Raw genomic sequence first — 17,780 nt, 5'->3', positions numbered from 1 at the left:
ATGGTCGTCAGGGTTTTGCCGTAGGTTTCCGTTGAGGCGACCTCCGCCGTCTTGGCGAAATCTGCGGTAAAAATAAGGGAAGGAAGCAGGTATCTTGATCGATTGCCTTTTGATCCTGCGACGGGTTTTGCTTATTCCCTTCGTGCTCCTGGCCCTTGTCTCTGGAAGTGTCGCGGCAGCAACCTCTGCTGAATACCAGAGCGCGCCACTCACCGCGCATCTCATTAGTGTACAGGACGGCGTTCCCGAGAACACACAGACTCTGTCAGCCGGGCTTCACCTTCAACTGAACGAAAACTGGAAGACCTATTGGCGGTCGGCGGGCGAGGTGGGAATACCGCCTTCGGTCGAATGGAGCGGTTCCGAAAACGTCGCAGATGTCGAATTCATGTGGCCCGCCCCGACGCGCTTCACCGCCTTCGGCATCGAAAATTTTGGTTATGCGGGTGAAGTCGTCTTTCCGCTGCGCATAACGCTCGAAGATCCCGGCGCACCTGTGACTCTTTCCGCGCAGGTCAAACTGCTGGTGTGCTCCAATGTCTGTGTCCCGGAAGAGTTTGACCTGTCACTTCGCCTCGGACGGGGCAACGTCATCGACAGCACTTCGGCTGGGCTGATCGGTACGTTTTCCGAGCGCGTCCCCGAAGGGGCCAAGACGAGCGGCGTCAGCGAGGCAAATGCCTTCATCGACGAAGACCTCACGGAGTTGATCGTCAGCCTTCGCGTCGATGAACCACTCCAGTCGCCGGATGTGTTTCCCGAACTGGGTATGGGTGTTGCGCTTGGCAAACCCGATATCCGTTTGGGAGAAGAGGATCGTTTGCTTTGGGCGCGCTTGCCGATCCTCTCGTCGAATACGGATGTGACAGTGGCTCCGTCGATTACCGTCACCGACGGCGAGAACCGGGCCTTCACGATCATCGCGGATCGCGTGGCGCAAGGAATAGCACCACCCTTTGAGCTGGCCGCCACGACACCGGACATGATGGAACTGATCTGGATTGCCGCGATCGCGCTGCTGGGCGGATTGATCCTGAATGTGATGCCCTGCGTGCTGCCGGTGCTGTCCATCAAGGTGTCGTCTGTGCTCAAACACACCGATCACGACACAACCCGTGTCCGGTTCGGTTTCGTCGCTGCCAGCGCCGGCATCATGACGTTCATGTGGGGTCTGGCGCTCGTCCTCTGGGCGCTCCAGACGGCAGGCCTCAGCGTCGGGTGGGGTCTGCAGTTTCAAAGCCCGCTGTTTCTTGCGGTGATGATCGCTGTCCTGCTCGTCTTTTCGGCAAATCTGTTCGGAGCGTTCGAGTTCGCCCTTCCACACGGCATTCAAACGCGGCTTGCAGGGGCCGGTGGACGCAACGGGTATTCCGCCGACTTTTTCACTGGCATGTTCGGTGCCGTCATGGCGACGCCTTGTTCGGCACCGTTCCTCGGCACCGCTGTGGCCTTTGCTTTGGCCGGGCGTGGCTTGGACATCCTCATAGTCTTTTCGAGCCTCGGGTTCGGCCTCGCCCTGCCCTATCTCGTCATCGCCGCGTTCCCGCGTCTGGTCGCATTCATGCCTAAGCCTGGTCGATGGATGCTGATCATCAAAAGCGTCATGGGGGTCTTGTTGCTTGCAACCGCCGTGTGGCTGTTCTGGGTGCTCGACGGTGTCGCCGGGCTTGTGTCTGTCATCGCGGTCGCGGCGTTGTCCGGTCTCGCCGTTCTGATACTATCTCTCCCGAATGTGCAGTCCCAGTTCAGGTGGTCTATTGCCATAGCCAGCCTTGTCCTGGCCATTGCCGCAGGTCCTCTCTTGCAGCAATCAGCACCTGCGCGTTCGACGCCGCAGTTGGCAATGGCTTGGATCGCATTTGATCGTTCGGACATAGCGAAACGCGTGTCCGCAGGAGAGGTCGTTTTTGTCGATGTGACCGCTGACTGGTGCCTGACTTGCAAAGCGAACAAGACACTTGTCATCGACCGGGAGCCAGTCCGGAGCGCGCTTGAAGCGCCTGGAGTCACGGCGATGCAGGCAGATTGGACACGCCCGGACACGCGCATTTCCCGCTACCTTGAGAGTTTCGGCAGATACGGCATCCCCTTCAATGCCGTCTACGGACCATCGGCACCGAACGGCATTGTGCTGTCCGAATTGCTAACAACCGAAGACGTGATGGACGCCTTGGCGCAAGCCAGCGGTCGGGATGTTTCCGCAAAGGTTGCCGGACAGGAGTGACCTGCCCGGGCGGGACACCGACCAGCAGTCAGCCGCCGAGCCGCTCAAGCGCGGCACGGACCGCCGCACGCCGAGGATCACTGGCGGGCTGCTGCTCCAACAGCGCTTCAGCCTTGCGGTAGGCCTCAACGGCGCGATCGGGCTCCTCAAGGACCGTATAGGCGTTTGCCAGCCGCATCCAACCATCCAGATCGTCCGGTTCATCCTCAAGACGCTCGGCCAGCCGCGAGACCATCGATCGGATGAACTCCGCGCGGTCCGCGTCATTCATCTCCGACGCCGCCGCGACATCTGCCGCACTCGGGCCGGGTGGGGATGTCGGCCCGCTGGGTAGATTGACGACCGGGAGGTCAGCTGCCGCTGCAATCCGGTTGATCTGCAAAACGTATGTTTCCATCCAGGGCACGAACGTCTTTTCCTGGTTCAGCCGGGAAACGAGCAGATCGTAGGCCTTACGCGTCTCTTCTTTTTGAAGATGGTAGAGAGACTCGAAATAGGTTGCCGCAGGATTGGATGGGTCAAGTTCCAAAGCGCGATCAATGGCCAATTTCGCCCGTGGAATAACAACGCCATCATTGGCAACCGCGACAGCCTCCGCCAGCATGGAGAATGTCGCGGAGGTGGCATCCTCCCGTTTGGCGACAACTTCGAATGCTTCGACAGCATCAACTGTTCTGCCCATGCGCTGATAGGTCTGGCCCAACAGCATCCACCCTTCGCTGGGGCCGCCGGTCGGATCGGATATAAGCCTTTCGCGAAGTTGTATTGCCAGCGCCGTCACTTCATCAGTCTGTGCGCGCTCCTCTGCACGGGCAGCGAAGGCCATTGAAGGCACCTCCGGCGATCCCATTGTCAGATAGTAGCCCGCGGCAATAACCGGCGCGAGGACCGCCGCGACAACAAGAGTGCCTCTGCCACCACTACGGGACGATCCGGCTTTTGCTTCCAAATTGCGGGTCGTCGCGAGGATCCGTTTCTTGATCTCGAGTCTGGCTGCTTGAGCTTCTTGTTCAGAAATCAAACCGCGGTCCATGTCTCGTTCGATTTCCTGCATCTGATCGGCGAGGATGGCCGGTACCGCATCTCCTCTGGTGAGAGTGTTCGATTTGGACAGCAGCAGCGGGTAGAGGACTATTCCGATCGCGACCAGCGTCAGAAGACCGAAAATACCCCAGATCATGACGCATCCCCCGCTTCGTTTTGTCTGAGAATCTCGGACACGGTGTTCTCATCCTCCGCGCCCAAATCTTCAAAAGCCTCTTGCTTTCGCCGACTCATCAGTACCCCGCCACCAACGAAAACCCCGATCAGAACGAAAGCGATCGGCGCAAACCAAAGCGCGTAGGTCGCAGGCTCCAGAGGCGGTTTGAGCAGCACGTAATCGCCGTACCGCGCCCGAATGTACTCGATCACCTGGGTGTCAGTGTCTCCTGCGACCAGTCGCTCGCGGACAAGAAGGCGCAGGTCCCGGGCCACACCCGCGTTGGAGCTGTCGATGTCCTGATTCTGACAGACGACGCATCGCAGATCCTTGGAGATCTCCCGTGCACGTTGTTCCAATAGCGGGTCAGTCAGCATTTCGTCCGGTTCGACGGCGTTGGCAGCAAAGGGAAGCGCCCCGATGCACAATGCGAAAATCAGCTGTCTCATGATCCTGCTCCGTTTGGCAGCGCGCCTGCTTGCGTCAGGGCTGTAGTGAAACGTTCAACAGCGTCCGGACCCACAACTGGCCCGACATAGCGAAACAAAACGGTGCCATCGCCATCGACGATGAAGGTCTCCGGCACGCCCGAGAGTCCCCATTCGATCCCGGTGCGGCCCGACAGGTCGGACCCGATCCGCTCGTAGGGATTGCCGAGGTCATTGAGCCACTTCACGGCATCCTCAGGTTTGTCTTTGTAGTTTATTCCGAACAACCGCATGCCGTCTCGTTCGACAAATCTTGTCAACACGGCATGTTCCGCGCGGCAGGGCACGCACCAGGACGCAAAGACATTGACCACGACCGGTCGTTCGTTGCCGACAAGATCGCTTCGGGCCAGGCCGGGTGTCTCCAACCCCGGCACGGGATCGAGGTCGAACGCCGGGGCCGGTTGCGAGATGAGGACGGAGGGGATTTCGTTCGGATCCCGGTCGGGATTGAGCCCCCAGAGGAAAAACCCCCCGAATATGACTGCTGCAATAAACGGCAGCCCGGCGATGAGACGTTTCATCTTCTCTCCTACTCGGCAGGAACAGCGTCGCTGGCAGGCTGTTTGGCGCGGCGCGGCGCCCCGACCCTCAAGCGGCGATCCGACAAGGAAAGACAGCCGCCGATCACCAGCAGGATCGAGCCAATCCAGATCAGGTTGACGAGCGGTTCATAGAGGATCCGCAGGGTCCATGCTCCGGCGTTGTTCACTTGATCCGAGGCTGGCGTTGCAATCGACGTGTAGAGATCGCCCGCAAGTGTGGACCGGATCGCCGATTCCGTCGTCTGGCTTTCCGCGACCGGGTAATATCGACGTTCCGGGAACAGTGTCGTGACCAATTCGTCATCCCTGCGGACCACAAGGGTGCCGCGATCCGCAATGTAGTTCGGCCCTTGAACCTGCGCGGCGCCTTCGAAGGTGATGTCGAACCCGGCGATCGCAACTTCGGTCCCTGGAGCAGCAAAGACGATCTCTTCACTCTTCCAAGCGCTGGAGCCGATCATCCCCATCATCAAAATGGCAACGCCGGCATGGGCAAGCGTCATGCCGTGAGACGCCCGTGGCAGGTTGCGCGCCCGTCTCGCGCTCTCAGCAAAGGAAACCTCGAACAGACGGATGCGTAGCGCCCATTCCCGTAAAGTCGCCAAAAGCAGCCACGCAGCGCCGAGGATGGCAAGATAGGCCATGATCGGCCCACCGTTCAGAAGATACCACGCGGCCAAAGTTGCGATGACAGCCAGCACGGCTACGAACCGAATGCGATCGAGCAACCCAGCGATATCGGCCCGTTTCCACGACAGGAATGGACCGAGACCCATGAACACCACCAAAGCCAGCATCATCGGGATAAATGCGGCATTGAAGAAAGGTGGACCCACCGAGATCTTGTCCCCGGTGACAGCCTCCAGGATTAGCGGATAAAGTGTTCCGAACAGGACTGTTCCGGTAGCGGCGGCAAGAATGAGGTTGTTCACCAGCAGCCCGGCTTCGCGGCTGATCGGGCGAAACAGACCGCCAGGCTCCATTTCGGGCGCCCGCCAGGCGTAGAGCGCCAGCGACCCACCGATGGACACGGCCAGCAGACCCAGAATGTAAAGCCCGCGCTCTGGATCGACGGCGAAGGCATGCACGGATGTAAGCAGGCCCGACCGGACGATGAACGTCCCGAGCAGCGAAAGCGAGAAAGTCAGGATGGCAAGTAGGATGGTCCAGCTTTTGAACGCGTCGCGCTTTTCGGTGACGATGGCGGAATGCAGCAGCGCCGTGCCCAGAAGCCAGGGCATGAAGCTCACGTTCTCGACCGGGTCCCAGAACCACCAGCCGCCCCAGCCCAGTTCATAATAGGCCCACCACGATCCAAGAGCGATACCTGCCGTAAGGCTGACCCACGCGGCCAATGTCCACGGGCGGACCCATCTGGCCCAGGCCGGATCGACGCGCCCTTCCAGAAGAGCCGCAACGGCAAAGGAAAACACGATGGAGAAGCCGACATACCCGAAATACAAGAGCGGCGGGTGCATGGCGAGACCCATGTCCTGAAGCAACGGGTTGAGGTCATTGCCGTCGAGCGGCGGCGGAAACACCCGCTCGAAGGGGTTCGACGTCAGCAGCAGGAAGGACAGGAAGCCGACGCTGATCCACGCCTGCACCGACAAGGTGCGCGCCTTGGTCTCGGCGGGGATGTTCGATCCGAACCAGGCGACGCCCGCGCCGAACACCGCGAGTATCAGGATCCAGAGCAGCAGCGAACCCTCATGGCTGCCCCAGGTCCCGGCCACCTTGTAGAGCATTGGCTTGAGCGAATGGGAGTTCTCGACGACGTTCCTGACGGTAAAATCGCTGACGATGAAAGCCTGCATCAGCGCTGCGAAGGCGATGGCCACAAACAGCACTTGTCCTATTGCCGTCGCCTGGGCGGATTTCATCCAGACGGCGTTTCCACGCGACGCACCTGCAATCGGCAGAACGCTTTGAACAAGCGCAAGCGCAAGCGCGAGGGCCAGTGCGAAGTGACCAATTTCCGGGACCATGGCGTTCTTTCCTATCCAGTGTCGGTGGGCGTCGCGTCGGACGGCTTTGGCGTCCGCGGCGGGGTCTATTCGTCGAGCGTTGCTTTGCGGCGACGGAACTCTTCTTCGTCGATTTCCCCATTCGCAAAGCGGCGCCGGAGCGCTTCCTGCGCGTCCGAGTCCGGGGGACGGGTGCCATTGTCCCGCAGCCTGAGCACCAGAAACACGATCAATGCTATCACGACGCTCCAGAAGGCGAGCATCATGAAGCCGCCCATAAAGCCATAGCCTCCGCCCCACATGTGACCTGTCCAGGAGTCGGGTCCATCAGCTCGCGCCATGCTGGCGGGCAAGCTGGACAGTAACATTGGAAAAAACGTCTTCGGTTTCATCTGTTTCTCCTTTCATTTCTTGGTTTTCATCCAACGGAATGGTCACGACTGCGCGCAAGCCGACACCGTGCCGGTTGACCAATCCAATATCCCCGCCATGGGATTGGATGATTGTCCGCGCGATGGAGAGCCCTAGTCCGTAGCCACCCGTTTCAAGCGACCTCGATTGCTCCAGCCGATAGAAGGGATCGAACACCTTTTGCAATTCATTGTCCGGAATGCCCGGGCCGGTGTCATCGATGTTGAGCACTAGGTTCGCGTCTCGGACCGCCCAGCTGATTTGGGCGCCGCCACCGTAGCGAACGGCATTTTCCAGCAGGTTCCGAAGCGCCCTGCGAAACGCGTTGGGTCGAAGCCGCACGGAAATATCGTCGCTCAGGCCAAACGAGCAGTGTGCCGACATATCGCTGCACAAGCTTTTCAGGAAGTCGCGTAGATCCACCACTTCGGACTCTTCGGATCCGGTCAGGCCTCTAGCAAAGGTGAGCGTCGCTTCGACCATGGTTTGCATCTCCTCAACCGATGCAATGAGGCTTTCGCGAGTCTCTGCATCGTCAACCAGTTCCGCGCGGACCCGAATGGCGGTGAGCGGCGAGCGCAAATCGTGCCCGAGGGCTGCGAGCATCCGTGTCCGATCACTGACAAACCGGGTCAGCCGGATTTGCATGCGATTGAAGGCGACAGTCAGGTCCCTGACTTCGGTCGGCCCTGCAATTGCCAGCTCCGGCACATCCTCGCCTCGGCCGAGATGGTCGGCGGCTTTGGACAAATTCCGAAGCGGACGCGTCAGGCGCATCATGACAAACCAGATGATGGCCACCAGAAGCAGTCCAGCGGAGATCCCGAAGGTCAGCATCGAATAAAAAGGCCACTGGATTGGTGGCCGCTCGAACCGCGTTCCAATATTCAGCCAACGCGATCCCTCGATCGCGATCGACAAGTTCATTTCAACCGCTGTCAACTCCCCACGCATCATTGCGAGATGCATTTCTGTCATTTCATCAGAGAGATTGGGCAAGGGTCGCAACTCGCCCTCGACCTCATGCAACTCAACACGAATATCCCGGCTGTAGCTGTCATCCATCAGGGCGCGTATGCGTCCCTCTACGATGCCGCCGTCGGAATGGCCGGTGTGTTCGACACTCGGGGTACTCGATAGATCAAAACGGATAAGAGGTGAATTTGCCGCTCGAAGGATCGATTGATGCAAATCCCGCGGCGCCTCCTCGATCAGCCGTGCGACATTCGCCGCTCGACCGGCGGCTTCAAAACCCAAAGCCGCCCGGATAGCCAGGCTGCGCTCATCTGCGAAGAGGAAAAGGCTGATTGCCTGGGCCACGACAAGCGCGGCGACCACAAGCAGGATCAACTGTCCGCTCAGAGAGGCCAACGCACGGCGCATCATATCGCATCCTCGACATCGGCCGCCAGACAGTACCCACCATTTCGCACTGTCTTGATGACGCTTGGTCTTAACACATCCGGCTCGATCTTGCGGCGAAGACGGCTGATTTGATTGTCAATTGTGCGATCCATGGGACCGGCGCTCCGACCGGCGGTCAGGTCAAGCAACTGGTCACGACTGAGCACCATCCTCGCTCTCTCAAGCAGGACCGCCAGCAATTTGAACTCGGATGTCGTCAATGGCGTCTCGGTGGCGGAGCCGTCGATCAGGACCTGTCGGTCGGTATCCAGGATCCAATGCGCAAAACTGACTTTCCGTCCAGCCAGACTTCCGGCCAAGGGTTCATCGCGGTTGCTTCTTCTGAGAACCGATTTGATCCGGGCGAGCAGTTCTCGCGGATTGAAAGGCTTGGCCAGATAGTCATCAGCGCCGATTTCCAGACCCACAATACGATCTGTTTCCTCACCAAGCGCCGTAAGCATAATTATCGGAAGATCACCTTTGGGCGCAAGGCGTCGGCACACCGACAGGCCATCCTCTCCAGGCATCATGACATCGAGCACGAGCAGGTCGAAATGGCCGGTCACGAGTTTCGCATCCATTTCCACGGCGTCTTTGGCGACTGTGGTCCGCATCCCGTTCTTCTCCAGAAAGCGCGCGACGCTTTCGCGAATCTGAGCGTGATCATCCACGATAAGGATATGAGGTGGTGGTCCCATGGCGTCCTTCCTAAATCATAGTCGTTTCATGTTTCAGGGGCAGAATTGTAGCTGTTTGTATCAGGTCAGTCCCTTGCTACACATGGATACAAATCTAAACCTGCACCGCGCGGCACTCCCGGGTAGCGTCGTGCACGTGGCCCGTGACGCATAGAACCGCAACCGATCAAACGATGAGGTTTTCGAACAGGGAGTGGACAAAACATGGGGGTCATGCGGCGCGTTTTCTGTTTGCGACGGTCAGCCGACCATCGAGAACTGCGGCCCTTGTGACGGCTACTCGGTGAGCCCCTTTGGGCGACCACCGCATCCTTCTGCGCTTTCCCATGCGGGCATTGGCAATGTCATCGACTGATCCTTCGGCACGAGATGACGAGATGGGCAGCCCGTTACGGTACCGTCGGCCATAGTCGACAAGGGATTCCATGTTGTTCGCGAGATAGGTGTACAGTGTCCCGCATCGGGCCTGCACACGAGCGGCAGCGGTGCGGACAGCCAAAGGTTCTTCCGCAAGGCGGGTGCAATCGTGCATGAGCCCTTTCAGATAAGTTTCCGCGACCCGTGCTCTGCCATGCCACAGCCACCAGCGAAGGCTTTTCGCGGGGCGCTGGAACAGCACCGGAATTCCAGTGAATCCCGGTATCTGGACCAGACCCTGAACGGCGGCCTCGACATGTCGAATACGCATCGAGATGTGCCACCAGTCGAGGATATGCTTCACCTGGCCGTCGCCACCCATGGCATTCCGTATGAGGTTCGGGAGAGCAAGCTCGCCATCAGAGATTACCGTCAACAGACGGCCCGGCTTCCATCCAAAGTCTGACAGCTCTTCTCGCATCCGGCTGCCTGGCGATGCCGTCGCATTGGCGACCAAGCCAAATCGTCGGCACATATTGCGACTTTCAATCTTACCGACCACAAGATCCAGGTGTCGCTGCTGATACTCCGGTCGACAGCGGATATGCGCACCGTCCAGAAAAACCGTCAAACCCCCTTTGGGAAGTGCTTCAGCGGGATCGCCTGATGCCCTTCGACTTTTCTCGAGCCCCGCGGCTACTCTTCCCAACCGGTCACGCACCGTGGTGTGATGGGGCGGATGGCAGGGGAGGAAGCTTTTCATCAGCCGCGCGGCTTCGCGAAAGGAATGCCGGGACCCGAGTTCCGCATGGAGCCGCTGCAGCTCCGGGGTAGCCCGGTCAGGAAAGAAATAGGCCAGCGGAGAAATAGGTCCGCCTGGCATCGCCGCTGACCTGGCATCACACGAACAGCGGCGCAAGCGCGCGGCTTTGACCCGAACCCGCCCAAAGAGCGTGTCGAGATCGCGCGTGCGATAGTCATGAATGGCACGAACCGAGGCGCAATCCGGGCATACGCGGCTTTCTCGGATGATTTCCTCAACCTGATCGCAAAGAATTGCCCGCTGAATCTGTTCGACAACCCTCTTCCCATCCTCGAGGCGCAACCCGATCCCGTCTGGACAGGTCACCCGGTAGGGTCGTGAAATGCCGTCAAGCTGATGAGTGCGCTTCTCCCCGTTGTCGAAGGTAGTTTCGATTGTAATCCGTACGTCCATGGCAGCCCCACACGCAAAGAACTCACCTTAGCACGGGCCGCAACGACGAAGATGACCCCCATGTTTTGTCCACTCCCCACCATGGGTGGGGCGGGGGCGCTGCGCGCCGGCGGCCCCCCGGCTGAACGTTTGGCGCGCGGGCTCGAGAAAATGGAAACGGCCTGCCTGACCGCGATGCGGCACCTCGACGATATCGAGACATGGTCGGCGCTGGCGGAAGCCGAGATGACCCCACTCTCGGGCAAGACGCCGCCAGCCCTGCGCGGAGTGCTGACCGAATGGCCCCTGGTCTCTGCCCCTATGGCCGAGGCCCTGACCGGAGCCAGCCGCGCCGCTGTCCAGCGCAACCTCGCCTGGATGGAAGCGCGGGATCTGGTCCGCGAGCTAACAGGGCAAGGACGGTTCCGAATGTGGCGCGCCACAAACTGATTGTCGAAGCGATCTGTGCGCGCCGATGTTGCGTCTATCCGCAGCACGGCTGAAACGGTGAGGAGCACCGTTTTGCAGATGCTCGAGGTCAAAGAGTTCGGCTGATCGGCTGAGACAATTCGGCTATCGCCACGTCCCCAACTACCATGAAAGCATTGTCGACTGGGTCGTGACCGGTCTGCGGGTATAAACCGGACAGACCATACAACGCTCCAAGCGACGAACGAGCCGTTGTCGCAATGGCATGTCGAGTGATGTCTTCTTGAAAATCGCCTTCGGAAAGAGCAGGGGCAGGACATGAAGCTGCAAAATCTCGAACGCCATCAAGCCTGGATCTACCTCGCTGCCATCCTTTCCGGTCTGGTCTTGGGCTCGCTCGCCCCCGGTATCTCGGGGGTGTTCGAGGCGCTGCTTTGGCCGGTGTTGGGGCTTATGCTTTTCACTACCTTCGCTCAGATGCCGCTAGCGCACCTGCCGCGCGCGACGCGCGACCGGCGTTTCATCGGCACCATGTTGATCGGCAATTTCGTCCTGGTGCCGCTGCTGGTCTGGGGGCTGATCGCGTTCCTGCCTGACGATCCTGCGCTTCGGCTCGGGGTGCTTGTCGTGCTGCTGGTGCCCTGCACCGACTGGTTCATCACATTCACCCATCTCGGTCGCGGCGATGCGGTGCGTGCCGCGTCCGCGACACCGATCCTCCTCGCGGTTCAGTTCGCCAGTCTGCCGCTCTTCCTTTGGCTTTTTCTCGGCGAGGCATTCTTTGAGCTTCTCGCCGCCGACCGCATTGCCGCCGTCTTTGCGGCGCTTGTCCTGCTGCCGCTCACAGCGGCTTTCCTGCTGGAGCGTTGGGCAGAGGCGCGCCCGGAGCGGGCCGCGATCGTAAATCGCCTCGCCTGGCTGCCGGTTCCGCTTCTGGCTGTCGTGGTGTTCCTGATCGCGGCCTCGCAAGTCGACGCGGTACGGGATGCGCTGCCGGTTTTGGCGCAGGTGGCGGGCGCCTACGTCGCCTACCTCGTCGCCGCAGCACTTCTCGGTGCGGCGACCGGGCGGGCGGCCGGATTGTCCACTAGCGGGTGACGAACGGTCATCTTCTCGCTCTGAACCCGCAACTCCTTCGTCGTACTTCCGCTGGTGCTGGTGCTTGGACCGGAGTGGAACGTGGCGGCCGTGGTCATCGTCTTCCAGTCGCTCGTCGAGCTCTTCGGCATGGTCGCCTATCTGTGGATCGTGCCGCGCTATCTGGTCCCCGAACATGCGGCGACCACGCAGGACTCCGCGGGGAACGAATGATCGCAAACAACGGCGCTGGCACCATTGTCCGCTTGGCTGACATGCATGGGCGTCCTCAACTATGGCCCTTCAGGTCACCTCCGTCAGCGCGTCGATCACAGGGCATTCAGGGACATCGTCACCGGTGCATTGCGCCACGGTGGAAGACAGCACGCGTTCGATGCGTTTGAGATCGTCGATCTTGGCGCGGACCGAGGCGAGATGCGAATTTGCCAGACCCTGCACCTCGCCGCAGGTCTGGGCACCGCCATCGACCAAGGCGAGCAGATCGCGGACTTCGTCGAGCGTGAACCCAAGCTCGCGCGCGCGCATGATGAAGCACAAGCGCGCGACATGCCGATCATCGTAGACGCGATAGTTTTTGCTGGAGCGCGGCGGCTCGGGCATAACGCCGATGTTCTCGTAGTAGCGAATGGTCTCGAGATTGCAGCCGGTCAGCCTGGCCAGATCTCCGCGCCTGAGGACCTTCACCGATCTGTGACGATTTTTCACGTTTGACCCTCTTGAGCCTGTACCTGCTACAGACCCTAGATTGAGATCATCACTGAGGCAAGGATGATTCGAACCATGACTGAAACCACATCCGCCGACCGGCAGACGGCAATGGACGAAACAGGGGCTGCCGACAAAAAGGCATGGACGACAACCTGGCTCGGCGCGCTTGGCGCGCTGGCGATGACCTCATGCTGCATCCTGCCGCTGGTGCTGGTCAGCTTCGGCGTTACCGGCGTTTTCATTGCGCAGCTGGGCGTTCTCTACCAGTACAAATGGATCACCTTCGCGCTGAGTGCCGCCTGCATCGGCTATGGATTCTACAAGGCCTACCGTCCGATCCCGACTGAGGCCTGCGCGGATGGCACCTGCGCGCGCCCCATGAACCGGAAACTCATGCGATCCATTCTTTGGATTGCCACCGCCATCGTCACCGTCGCGATGATCTTTCCCTATCTCACCCCATACCTTCTGTCCTACTGAAAGGCCGAACCCATGAAGTCACTCCATCTTGCCCTTGCGGTCGTTGGCACTCTCGCAGCTTCCCCCGCCAGCGCCGCCGAACAGCGCATCAATATCGGGGTAGGCGAACTGACATGCCCGACCTGCTCCTACACGGTGGCGGCGGCCATGCGGGGCGTTCCCTCGGTCGAGATCATCGACTTCATGGAAGGAGAGGAATTCGGCACCGGCACCTACATCGTCGCCTTTGATGACGAGGCCGCCGATCAGGACATGATCGTCGAAGCAATCCGCGCCACCGGCTATTCGGCGGACATCGTCGAGTCCGGCGATTTCTGATCGCATTCACCGACCCGCACTCGGAGCTGGAGACAGCATGACAGACATGAACAATAACAATGAACCCACGACCCTTTTGCGGCGCGGCCTCATCGGCAGCGTATTTGCGGCGATCTGTTGCTTCACGCCGTTCCTGGTGCTGATCGTCGCCGGGGTCGGACTTTCTGCCGTTGTTGGTTGGCTCGACTACGCGCTTTTCCCGATGCTCTTCGCCTCGCTGAGTGCGGTTGCATATGCCCTGTGGCAGCAAGCCGGCAGACCAGGGCACAGTCCGAAAGCCCTTCTCATCGGCTTGGCGGTTGTTCTTTCGGCTCTGCTGTTCTGGCTGGAGTTCCGCTTTGCTCTGCGGATCTCGGTTGCCGCCGCTTTGGCGGTGGCGGGATATGCGCTCTGGCTCAGAAAATCAGGCAGTTCAGCAGTGAGCCGGATCAAGAGAAACTGGCACAAGGAAAGGAACAGGTATGACCAAGACCTATGACCTCATCGTGATCGGCGGCGGCACCGCTGGAAATGGCGTCGCCCGGATGGCCGCGGATGCAGGCTGGAGCGTCGCCAGCATCGACAGCGAACCCCATGGCGGCACCTGCGCCCTGCGCGGCTGCGACCCCAAGAAAATGCTGGTCGCGGTCACCGAGGGTGTCGAATGGGCCGAAAACATGGAAGGCAAGGGGCTGGAGGCGCAACCTTCGGTCAACTGGCCCGACATGATCGCCTTCAAGCGCAGCTTCACCGAAGCTATGCCACCGCGCATCGAAGCCGGGTTGGAAAAAGCGGGGATCGACGTCTTGCATGGGCTGGCACGGTTCACCGGCCCCAATACGATCGAGTTGAACGGCGAGACCCTGACCGCGAAGCATTTTCATATCGCCACCGGCGCGCGGCCGATGACGCTGAACATCCCGGGCGAAGAGCATCTGACCACCAGCACCGAATTCCTGGAACTGCCTGAGCGACCGAACCGCATCGCCTTTGTCGGCGGCGGCTTCATCGCCATGGAATTCGCCCATATTGTCAAGCGGGCGGGCGCGCGCGAAGTGACAGTGCTGGAGATGATGGACCGCCCCTTGGGTCCTTTCGATCCCGACTTGGTCGCAATGCTGGTTGAGGCAACCGAAGAGCTCGGCGTCGATCTCCGCACCAAGGCGAAGGTGGCGAAGATCGAAAAGCAGGGCGACGAATTCACCGTCACGGTGGAAACTCCCGACGGCACCGAAACGATCACTTGCGATCTGGTGGTGCATGGCACGGGCCGGGTGCCCAATATCGATCGCCTTAACCTTGAGGCCGCCGGCGTCGAATACTCACGCCGTGGCATCAAGGTGAGCGACGCGATGCGCACCACCAATCCGGCGATCTTCGCCGCGGGCGACTGCGCTGCCAGTGGGCCCAAGCTGACCCCGGTGTCCGCCTTCGAAGGGCGTGTGGCAGGCAAGAACCTGCTGGCTGGAGAAGACGAGCGTACCGTGGATTATCCGCCGATCCCGTCGGTAGTCTTCACCCTCCCGATGGTGGCCACCGTGGGCTTGTCGGAAGCGGTGGCCAGGGAACAGGGGCTGAAGTTCGACACCCATTTCGAAAAGACAGGGGACTGGTATTCGTCGCTGCGCGTCGGCGCGAAACATACCGGATTCAAGGTTCTTGTCGAAGAGGGCAGCGGACAGATCCTCGGCGCGCATCTGATCGGGCCGGGCTCCGAGGAGCAGATCAATCTTTTCGCCATGGCCATGGGTGCCGGGCAGACCGCCAACCAGATCAAGGCCATGATTTTCGCCTATCCGAGCTATGCCTCCGACATCGGTTCGATGGTGTGATTCAAAATTATTGATCGGGGCCGTGTCGCGATACCGATCGCAAGCTAAGGAAGAACCAATGGACCAAACTGTAACGAAAGACGATTGCTGCACTGCCAGTGAAACCCGCGATGACAACTACGATCTCATTGTCGTTGGTGCCGGCTCGGCCGGGTTTTCTGCCTCGATCACGGCAGCCGATGCCGGAAAGCGCGTGGCGCTTATCGGGCACGGCACCACCGGCGGCACCTGTGTGAATGTCGGCTGCGTGCCGTCCAAGGCGATGATCCGCGCCGCAGAGGCGGTGCATGGCGGCGCGTCGGCCGCCCGGTTCCCGGGCGTCGAGCCCTGTGATCATGCGGTGGATTGGGGTGCCGTAGTGCAAGGCACCACCGATCTGGTCGAGGAGATGCGGCACAAGAAATATATAGACCTGCTGCCCGCCTATAAAAGCGTTACCTATATCGAGGATGGCCCGGCGCGATTGGTCGAGGGTGGCGTCGCTGTTGGAGGACGGGTGATATCCGCCCCGCGCGTCCTGATCGCCACCGGCTCGCGCCCCCACCTGCCAGCGATCGAGGGGATCGACACAGTGGAGCCCCTCGATTCCACCGATCTATTGACTTTGCCTGACCGGCCCGAAAGCATCTTGGTGCTGGGCGGCGGCTATATCGGCTGCGAGCTGGCGCAAATGGCTTCAAGGCTGGGGGTGAAGGTCACGCTAGTGACCCGCTCGCGCCTCCTGCCGGGCGCCGAACCGGAGGTGGCCCAGGCGCTGACGCAAGCGCTGAAGGCCGAAGACATCGCGGTCGAGACCGGTCTTGCTTACGTCTCGGTCGCGAAAGCTGCGGGCGGCGTCAATCTGATTGTCGAACGGGGTGGCAAGACCGAGGATCTGACCGCCGAACGGCTGGTTGTGACCACCGGCAGGATCGCCAATTCCGAGAACCTTGGATTGGAAGAGCTTGGCATCGAGACCGACGCACGCGGCTCTATCAAGGTCGGTCAGGACATGGCGACCACGCGTGCCGGCGTCTGGGCCGCGGGCGATGTCACTGACCGTGACCAGTTCGTCTACATGGCGGCCTATGGTGCCAAGGTGGCGATCAACAATGCCCTTGGATTGGAGCAGATGCGCTATGACAACGCGGCGATGCCGTGGGTCGTGTTTACCGACCCGCAAGTGGCCGGCGTCGGCCTTTCGGAGGTTGAGGCCAAGGCGGCGGGGCACAAGGTCAAAACCAGTGTGATCACGCTCGACAACGTGCCCCGCGCCGTCGCTGCACGCGATACCCGCGGCGTGATTAAGCTGGTGGCCGACGCGAAGACCGACCGCCTGCTGGGCGGTCAGATCGCAGCACCGGAGGGGTCGGACACGATTCAGACACTGGCAATGGCGCTGATATTCGGCATGACCGCACGGGCGCTCGGAGAGACGATCTTTCCTTATTTGACCACGGTCGAAGGGCTGAAACTCGCCGCACAAACCTTCGACAAGGATGTAGCCAAACTCAGCTGCTGCGCGGGGTGAAAAGACGAGAAATTCCGGCGACACCGACTCATAAGCAGCGCTCATTGTGAACCAGCGCGTACAAAGCCACAAAGTGCTTGTGGCGGTCAGCATTCTCTCGGCATGGAGGCTGACGGCGGTAACGGATAATCACATATTAGAGCCAGCAGTGCACATCCCACGTTCTGTCATTAGGTTGGTTATTGTGGCGGGGTTCATAAACAGACCGATCTCATCAAGATGGAAAGTGATCGGGAGTTGCCGAGAACGTCGCTGGGTCAACAATTGGTCATTACATTAGCCCTGTCTATTTGATCGCCCGCAATACAAAGAAAGAATCGCCATGAATACAGTTGATACTGATTCTCGCACAACAGGTTCACTACCCGCATTCAACGCCCGAACTTTAGGGTTAATGTTCGTCGCAGGTTTCTTTGCGACCGTCGCGTTCGATCTGTTGGGTCAGATCATCAGCCCGGGCTTGGGCTTTTCGCGGTTGTCACCGCACGGGCTAGCGAGGAGCTTACTCGGCAGCCTTGGTCTGCCGAACGGTGATTTCGCAGGATATTTCGTACATTTTTATCTTGTTGGCCTGATTGGCTATCCCGTCGGTTGGTTGTTCGTCTTTAGACCAATTTGGCACCGTATCGCGGGGCAGACGAACTGGTTTTTGCCCTCGGCGATTTATGGGTTCGGCCTGTGGGTGTTGGCCATCGGGGGCACTACTTCTGTCGCAGATCTTCCCTTCTTTCTGAATTTCACCGGCATTGCCTGGGTAGCGCTGGTGGGTCATATGCTCGGGACCGGGATCATGAAAAAGCGTGGCACGCTACAATTTCCGGGCCAGAGACCAGTCACTATGGATGAGAAATCACCGTCATTTGCCGGTAGCTCTATTGCAGGAAATGCAATTCTTGTTGACGGTGATCGTTGGACCCACTCCTGATGTGAGCC

The 17,780-nt window shown here is 60.0% G+C and carries 18 protein-coding genes and 1 pseudogene; 10 read left to right on the top strand and 9 right to left on the bottom strand.

Translation table 11 applies throughout. The features are described from left to right. Window positions 1–94 precede the first annotated feature (94 nt). The gene (locus AC5SSZ_RS13750) at window positions 95–2,224 is read left to right on the top strand and encodes a protein-disulfide reductase DsbD family protein (RefSeq protein ID WP_046212141.1); all 2,130 of its coding nucleotides are present in this window, start codon (window positions 95–97) and stop codon (window positions 2,222–2,224) included. Window positions 2,225–2,252: 28 nt separating this feature from the next. On the opposite strand, the gene ccmI is transcribed toward AC5SSZ_RS13750, so the two are convergent. The 8 genes from ccmI to AC5SSZ_RS13710 form a co-directional block, all read right to left on the bottom strand. Further along, window positions 2,253–3,404, bottom strand: a complete 1,152-nt coding sequence (gene ccmI, locus AC5SSZ_RS13745; protein ID WP_050686135.1) for a c-type cytochrome biogenesis protein CcmI — start codon at window positions 3,402–3,404, stop codon at window positions 2,253–2,255. Continuing rightward, entirely contained in the window at window positions 3,401–3,874 is a 474-nt protein-coding gene (locus tag AC5SSZ_RS13740) for a cytochrome c-type biogenesis protein (protein WP_058239070.1), read from the bottom strand. The genes ccmI and AC5SSZ_RS13740 overlap by 4 nt, the downstream gene beginning before the upstream one ends. Next, a complete protein-coding gene (locus AC5SSZ_RS13735) occupies window positions 3,871–4,437 on the bottom strand; it encodes a DsbE family thiol:disulfide interchange protein (RefSeq protein ID WP_046212144.1) in 567 nt (188 codons plus the stop codon). The genes AC5SSZ_RS13740 and AC5SSZ_RS13735 overlap by 4 nt, the downstream gene beginning before the upstream one ends. Before the next feature lie 8 nt (window positions 4,438–4,445). Next, window positions 4,446–6,446 carry a heme lyase CcmF/NrfE family subunit gene (locus AC5SSZ_RS13730; RefSeq protein ID WP_046212145.1) on the bottom strand — a complete coding sequence of 667 codons (2,001 nt, stop codon included), beginning with the start codon at window positions 6,444–6,446 and terminating at the stop codon, window positions 4,446–4,448. A 65-nt stretch (window positions 6,447–6,511) separates the two neighbouring features. Continuing rightward, a complete protein-coding gene (locus AC5SSZ_RS13725; protein WP_058239124.1) occupies window positions 6,512–6,703 on the bottom strand; it encodes an SHOCT domain-containing protein in 192 nt (63 codons plus the stop codon). A 49-nt stretch (window positions 6,704–6,752) separates the two neighbouring features. Beyond that, window positions 6,753–8,219 (bottom strand): ATP-binding protein, encoded by a 1,467-nt coding sequence (locus AC5SSZ_RS13720; protein ID WP_412074551.1) that lies wholly within the window; start codon window positions 8,217–8,219, stop codon window positions 6,753–6,755. Further along, window positions 8,219–8,941: a response regulator gene (locus AC5SSZ_RS13715; protein ID WP_046212146.1), complete on the bottom strand. Its 723-nt coding sequence runs from the start codon at window positions 8,939–8,941 to the stop codon at window positions 8,219–8,221. The genes AC5SSZ_RS13720 and AC5SSZ_RS13715 overlap by 1 nt, the downstream gene beginning before the upstream one ends. A gap of 211 nt (window positions 8,942–9,152) precedes the next feature. Next, window positions 9,153–10,514 (bottom strand): ISKra4 family transposase, encoded by a 1,362-nt coding sequence (locus tag AC5SSZ_RS13710; RefSeq protein WP_040182552.1) that lies wholly within the window; start codon window positions 10,512–10,514, stop codon window positions 9,153–9,155. A gap of 63 nt (window positions 10,515–10,577) precedes the next feature. Between AC5SSZ_RS13710 and AC5SSZ_RS13705 the strand changes: the two are divergent. From AC5SSZ_RS13705 to AC5SSZ_RS13695, 3 genes and pseudogenes are all read left to right on the top strand, one after another. Then, window positions 10,578–10,943 (top strand): annotated as a pseudogene (locus tag AC5SSZ_RS13705) (hypothetical protein); the annotation flags it as partial. A 297-nt stretch (window positions 10,944–11,240) separates the two neighbouring features. Further along, a complete protein-coding gene (locus tag AC5SSZ_RS13700) occupies window positions 11,241–12,020 on the top strand; it encodes an arsenic resistance protein (protein ID WP_227512167.1) in 780 nt (259 codons plus the stop codon). A gap of 81 nt (window positions 12,021–12,101) precedes the next feature. After that, window positions 12,102–12,233, top strand: coding sequence for a hypothetical protein (locus AC5SSZ_RS13695; protein ID WP_264753311.1), 132 nt, complete (start codon window positions 12,102–12,104; stop codon window positions 12,231–12,233). A gap of 69 nt (window positions 12,234–12,302) precedes the next feature. Here AC5SSZ_RS13695 and AC5SSZ_RS13690 read toward each other — a convergent pair whose 3' ends face one another. Further along, window positions 12,303–12,704: a MerR family transcriptional regulator gene (locus AC5SSZ_RS13690; protein WP_037953553.1), complete on the bottom strand. Its 402-nt coding sequence runs from the start codon at window positions 12,702–12,704 to the stop codon at window positions 12,303–12,305. 96 nt (window positions 12,705–12,800) lie between these two features. On the opposite strand from AC5SSZ_RS13690, the gene AC5SSZ_RS13685 reads away from it, so the two are divergent. From AC5SSZ_RS13685 to AC5SSZ_RS13660, 6 genes are all read left to right on the top strand, one after another. Next, entirely contained in the window at window positions 12,801–13,208 is a 408-nt protein-coding gene (locus AC5SSZ_RS13685; RefSeq protein WP_009824452.1) for a mercuric transporter MerT family protein, read from the top strand. Window positions 13,209–13,220: 12 nt separating this feature from the next. Beyond that, on the top strand, window positions 13,221–13,526 hold the full coding sequence (locus tag AC5SSZ_RS13680) for a heavy-metal-associated domain-containing protein (protein WP_048535538.1): 306 nt from the start codon (window positions 13,221–13,223) through the stop codon (window positions 13,524–13,526). 37 nt (window positions 13,527–13,563) lie between these two features. Beyond that, window positions 13,564–14,004 (top strand): mercury resistance system transport protein MerF, encoded by a 441-nt coding sequence (gene merF / locus AC5SSZ_RS13675; RefSeq protein ID WP_081285561.1) that lies wholly within the window; start codon window positions 13,564–13,566, stop codon window positions 14,002–14,004. Then, a complete protein-coding gene (locus AC5SSZ_RS13670) occupies window positions 13,988–15,337 on the top strand; it encodes a dihydrolipoyl dehydrogenase family protein (RefSeq protein WP_050672455.1) in 1,350 nt (449 codons plus the stop codon). The genes merF and AC5SSZ_RS13670 overlap by 17 nt, the downstream gene beginning before the upstream one ends. Window positions 15,338–15,395: 58 nt before the next feature. Then, entirely contained in the window at window positions 15,396–16,847 is a 1,452-nt protein-coding gene (gene merA / locus AC5SSZ_RS13665) for a mercury(II) reductase (protein ID WP_050672454.1), read from the top strand. 322 nt (window positions 16,848–17,169) lie between these two features. Next, on the top strand, window positions 17,170–17,772 hold the full coding sequence (locus AC5SSZ_RS13660; RefSeq protein ID WP_227512168.1) for a hypothetical protein: 603 nt from the start codon (window positions 17,170–17,172) through the stop codon (window positions 17,770–17,772). Window positions 17,773–17,780 lie beyond the last annotated feature (8 nt).

This window comes from Phaeobacter sp. CC-HEC084 (assembly GCF_059429255.1).
This window is presented reverse-complemented; position numbering and strand designations above follow the sequence as displayed.

Bases quoted from the DNA above. Each gene is read 5' to 3' on its own strand.
- AC5SSZ_RS13710 (WP_040182552.1), bottom strand. From the start codon at position 10,514: ATGGACGTACGGATTACAATCGAAACTACCTTCGACAACGGGGAGAAG.
- AC5SSZ_RS13700 (WP_227512167.1), top strand. From the start codon at position 11,241: ATGAAGCTGCAAAATCTCGAACGCCATCAAGCCTGGATCTACCTCGCT.
- merA (WP_050672454.1), top strand. From the start codon at position 15,396: ATGGACCAAACTGTAACGAAAGACGATTGCTGCACTGCCAGTGAAACC.
- AC5SSZ_RS13685 (WP_009824452.1), top strand. From the start codon at position 12,801: ATGACTGAAACCACATCCGCCGACCGGCAGACGGCAATGGACGAAACA.
- AC5SSZ_RS13715 (WP_046212146.1), bottom strand. From the start codon at position 8,941: ATGGGACCACCACCTCATATCCTTATCGTGGATGATCACGCTCAGATT.
- AC5SSZ_RS13725 (WP_058239124.1), bottom strand. From the start codon at position 6,703: ATGGGCGGCTTCATGATGCTCGCCTTCTGGAGCGTCGTGATAGCATTG.
- merF (WP_081285561.1), top strand. From the start codon at position 13,564: ATGACAGACATGAACAATAACAATGAACCCACGACCCTTTTGCGGCGC.
- ccmI (WP_050686135.1), bottom strand. From the start codon at position 3,404: ATGATCTGGGGTATTTTCGGTCTTCTGACGCTGGTCGCGATCGGAATA.
- AC5SSZ_RS13735 (WP_046212144.1), bottom strand. From the start codon at position 4,437: ATGAAACGTCTCATCGCCGGGCTGCCGTTTATTGCAGCAGTCATATTC.
- AC5SSZ_RS13680 (WP_048535538.1), top strand. From the start codon at position 13,221: ATGAAGTCACTCCATCTTGCCCTTGCGGTCGTTGGCACTCTCGCAGCT.
- AC5SSZ_RS13660 (WP_227512168.1), top strand. From the start codon at position 17,170: ATGAATACAGTTGATACTGATTCTCGCACAACAGGTTCACTACCCGCA.
- AC5SSZ_RS13740 (WP_058239070.1), bottom strand. From the start codon at position 3,874: ATGAGACAGCTGATTTTCGCATTGTGCATCGGGGCGCTTCCCTTTGCT.
- AC5SSZ_RS13670 (WP_050672455.1), top strand. From the start codon at position 13,988: ATGACCAAGACCTATGACCTCATCGTGATCGGCGGCGGCACCGCTGGA.
- AC5SSZ_RS13730 (WP_046212145.1), bottom strand. From the start codon at position 6,446: ATGGTCCCGGAAATTGGTCACTTCGCACTGGCCCTCGCGCTTGCGCTT.
- AC5SSZ_RS13720 (WP_412074551.1), bottom strand. From the start codon at position 8,219: ATGCGCCGTGCGTTGGCCTCTCTGAGCGGACAGTTGATCCTGCTTGTG.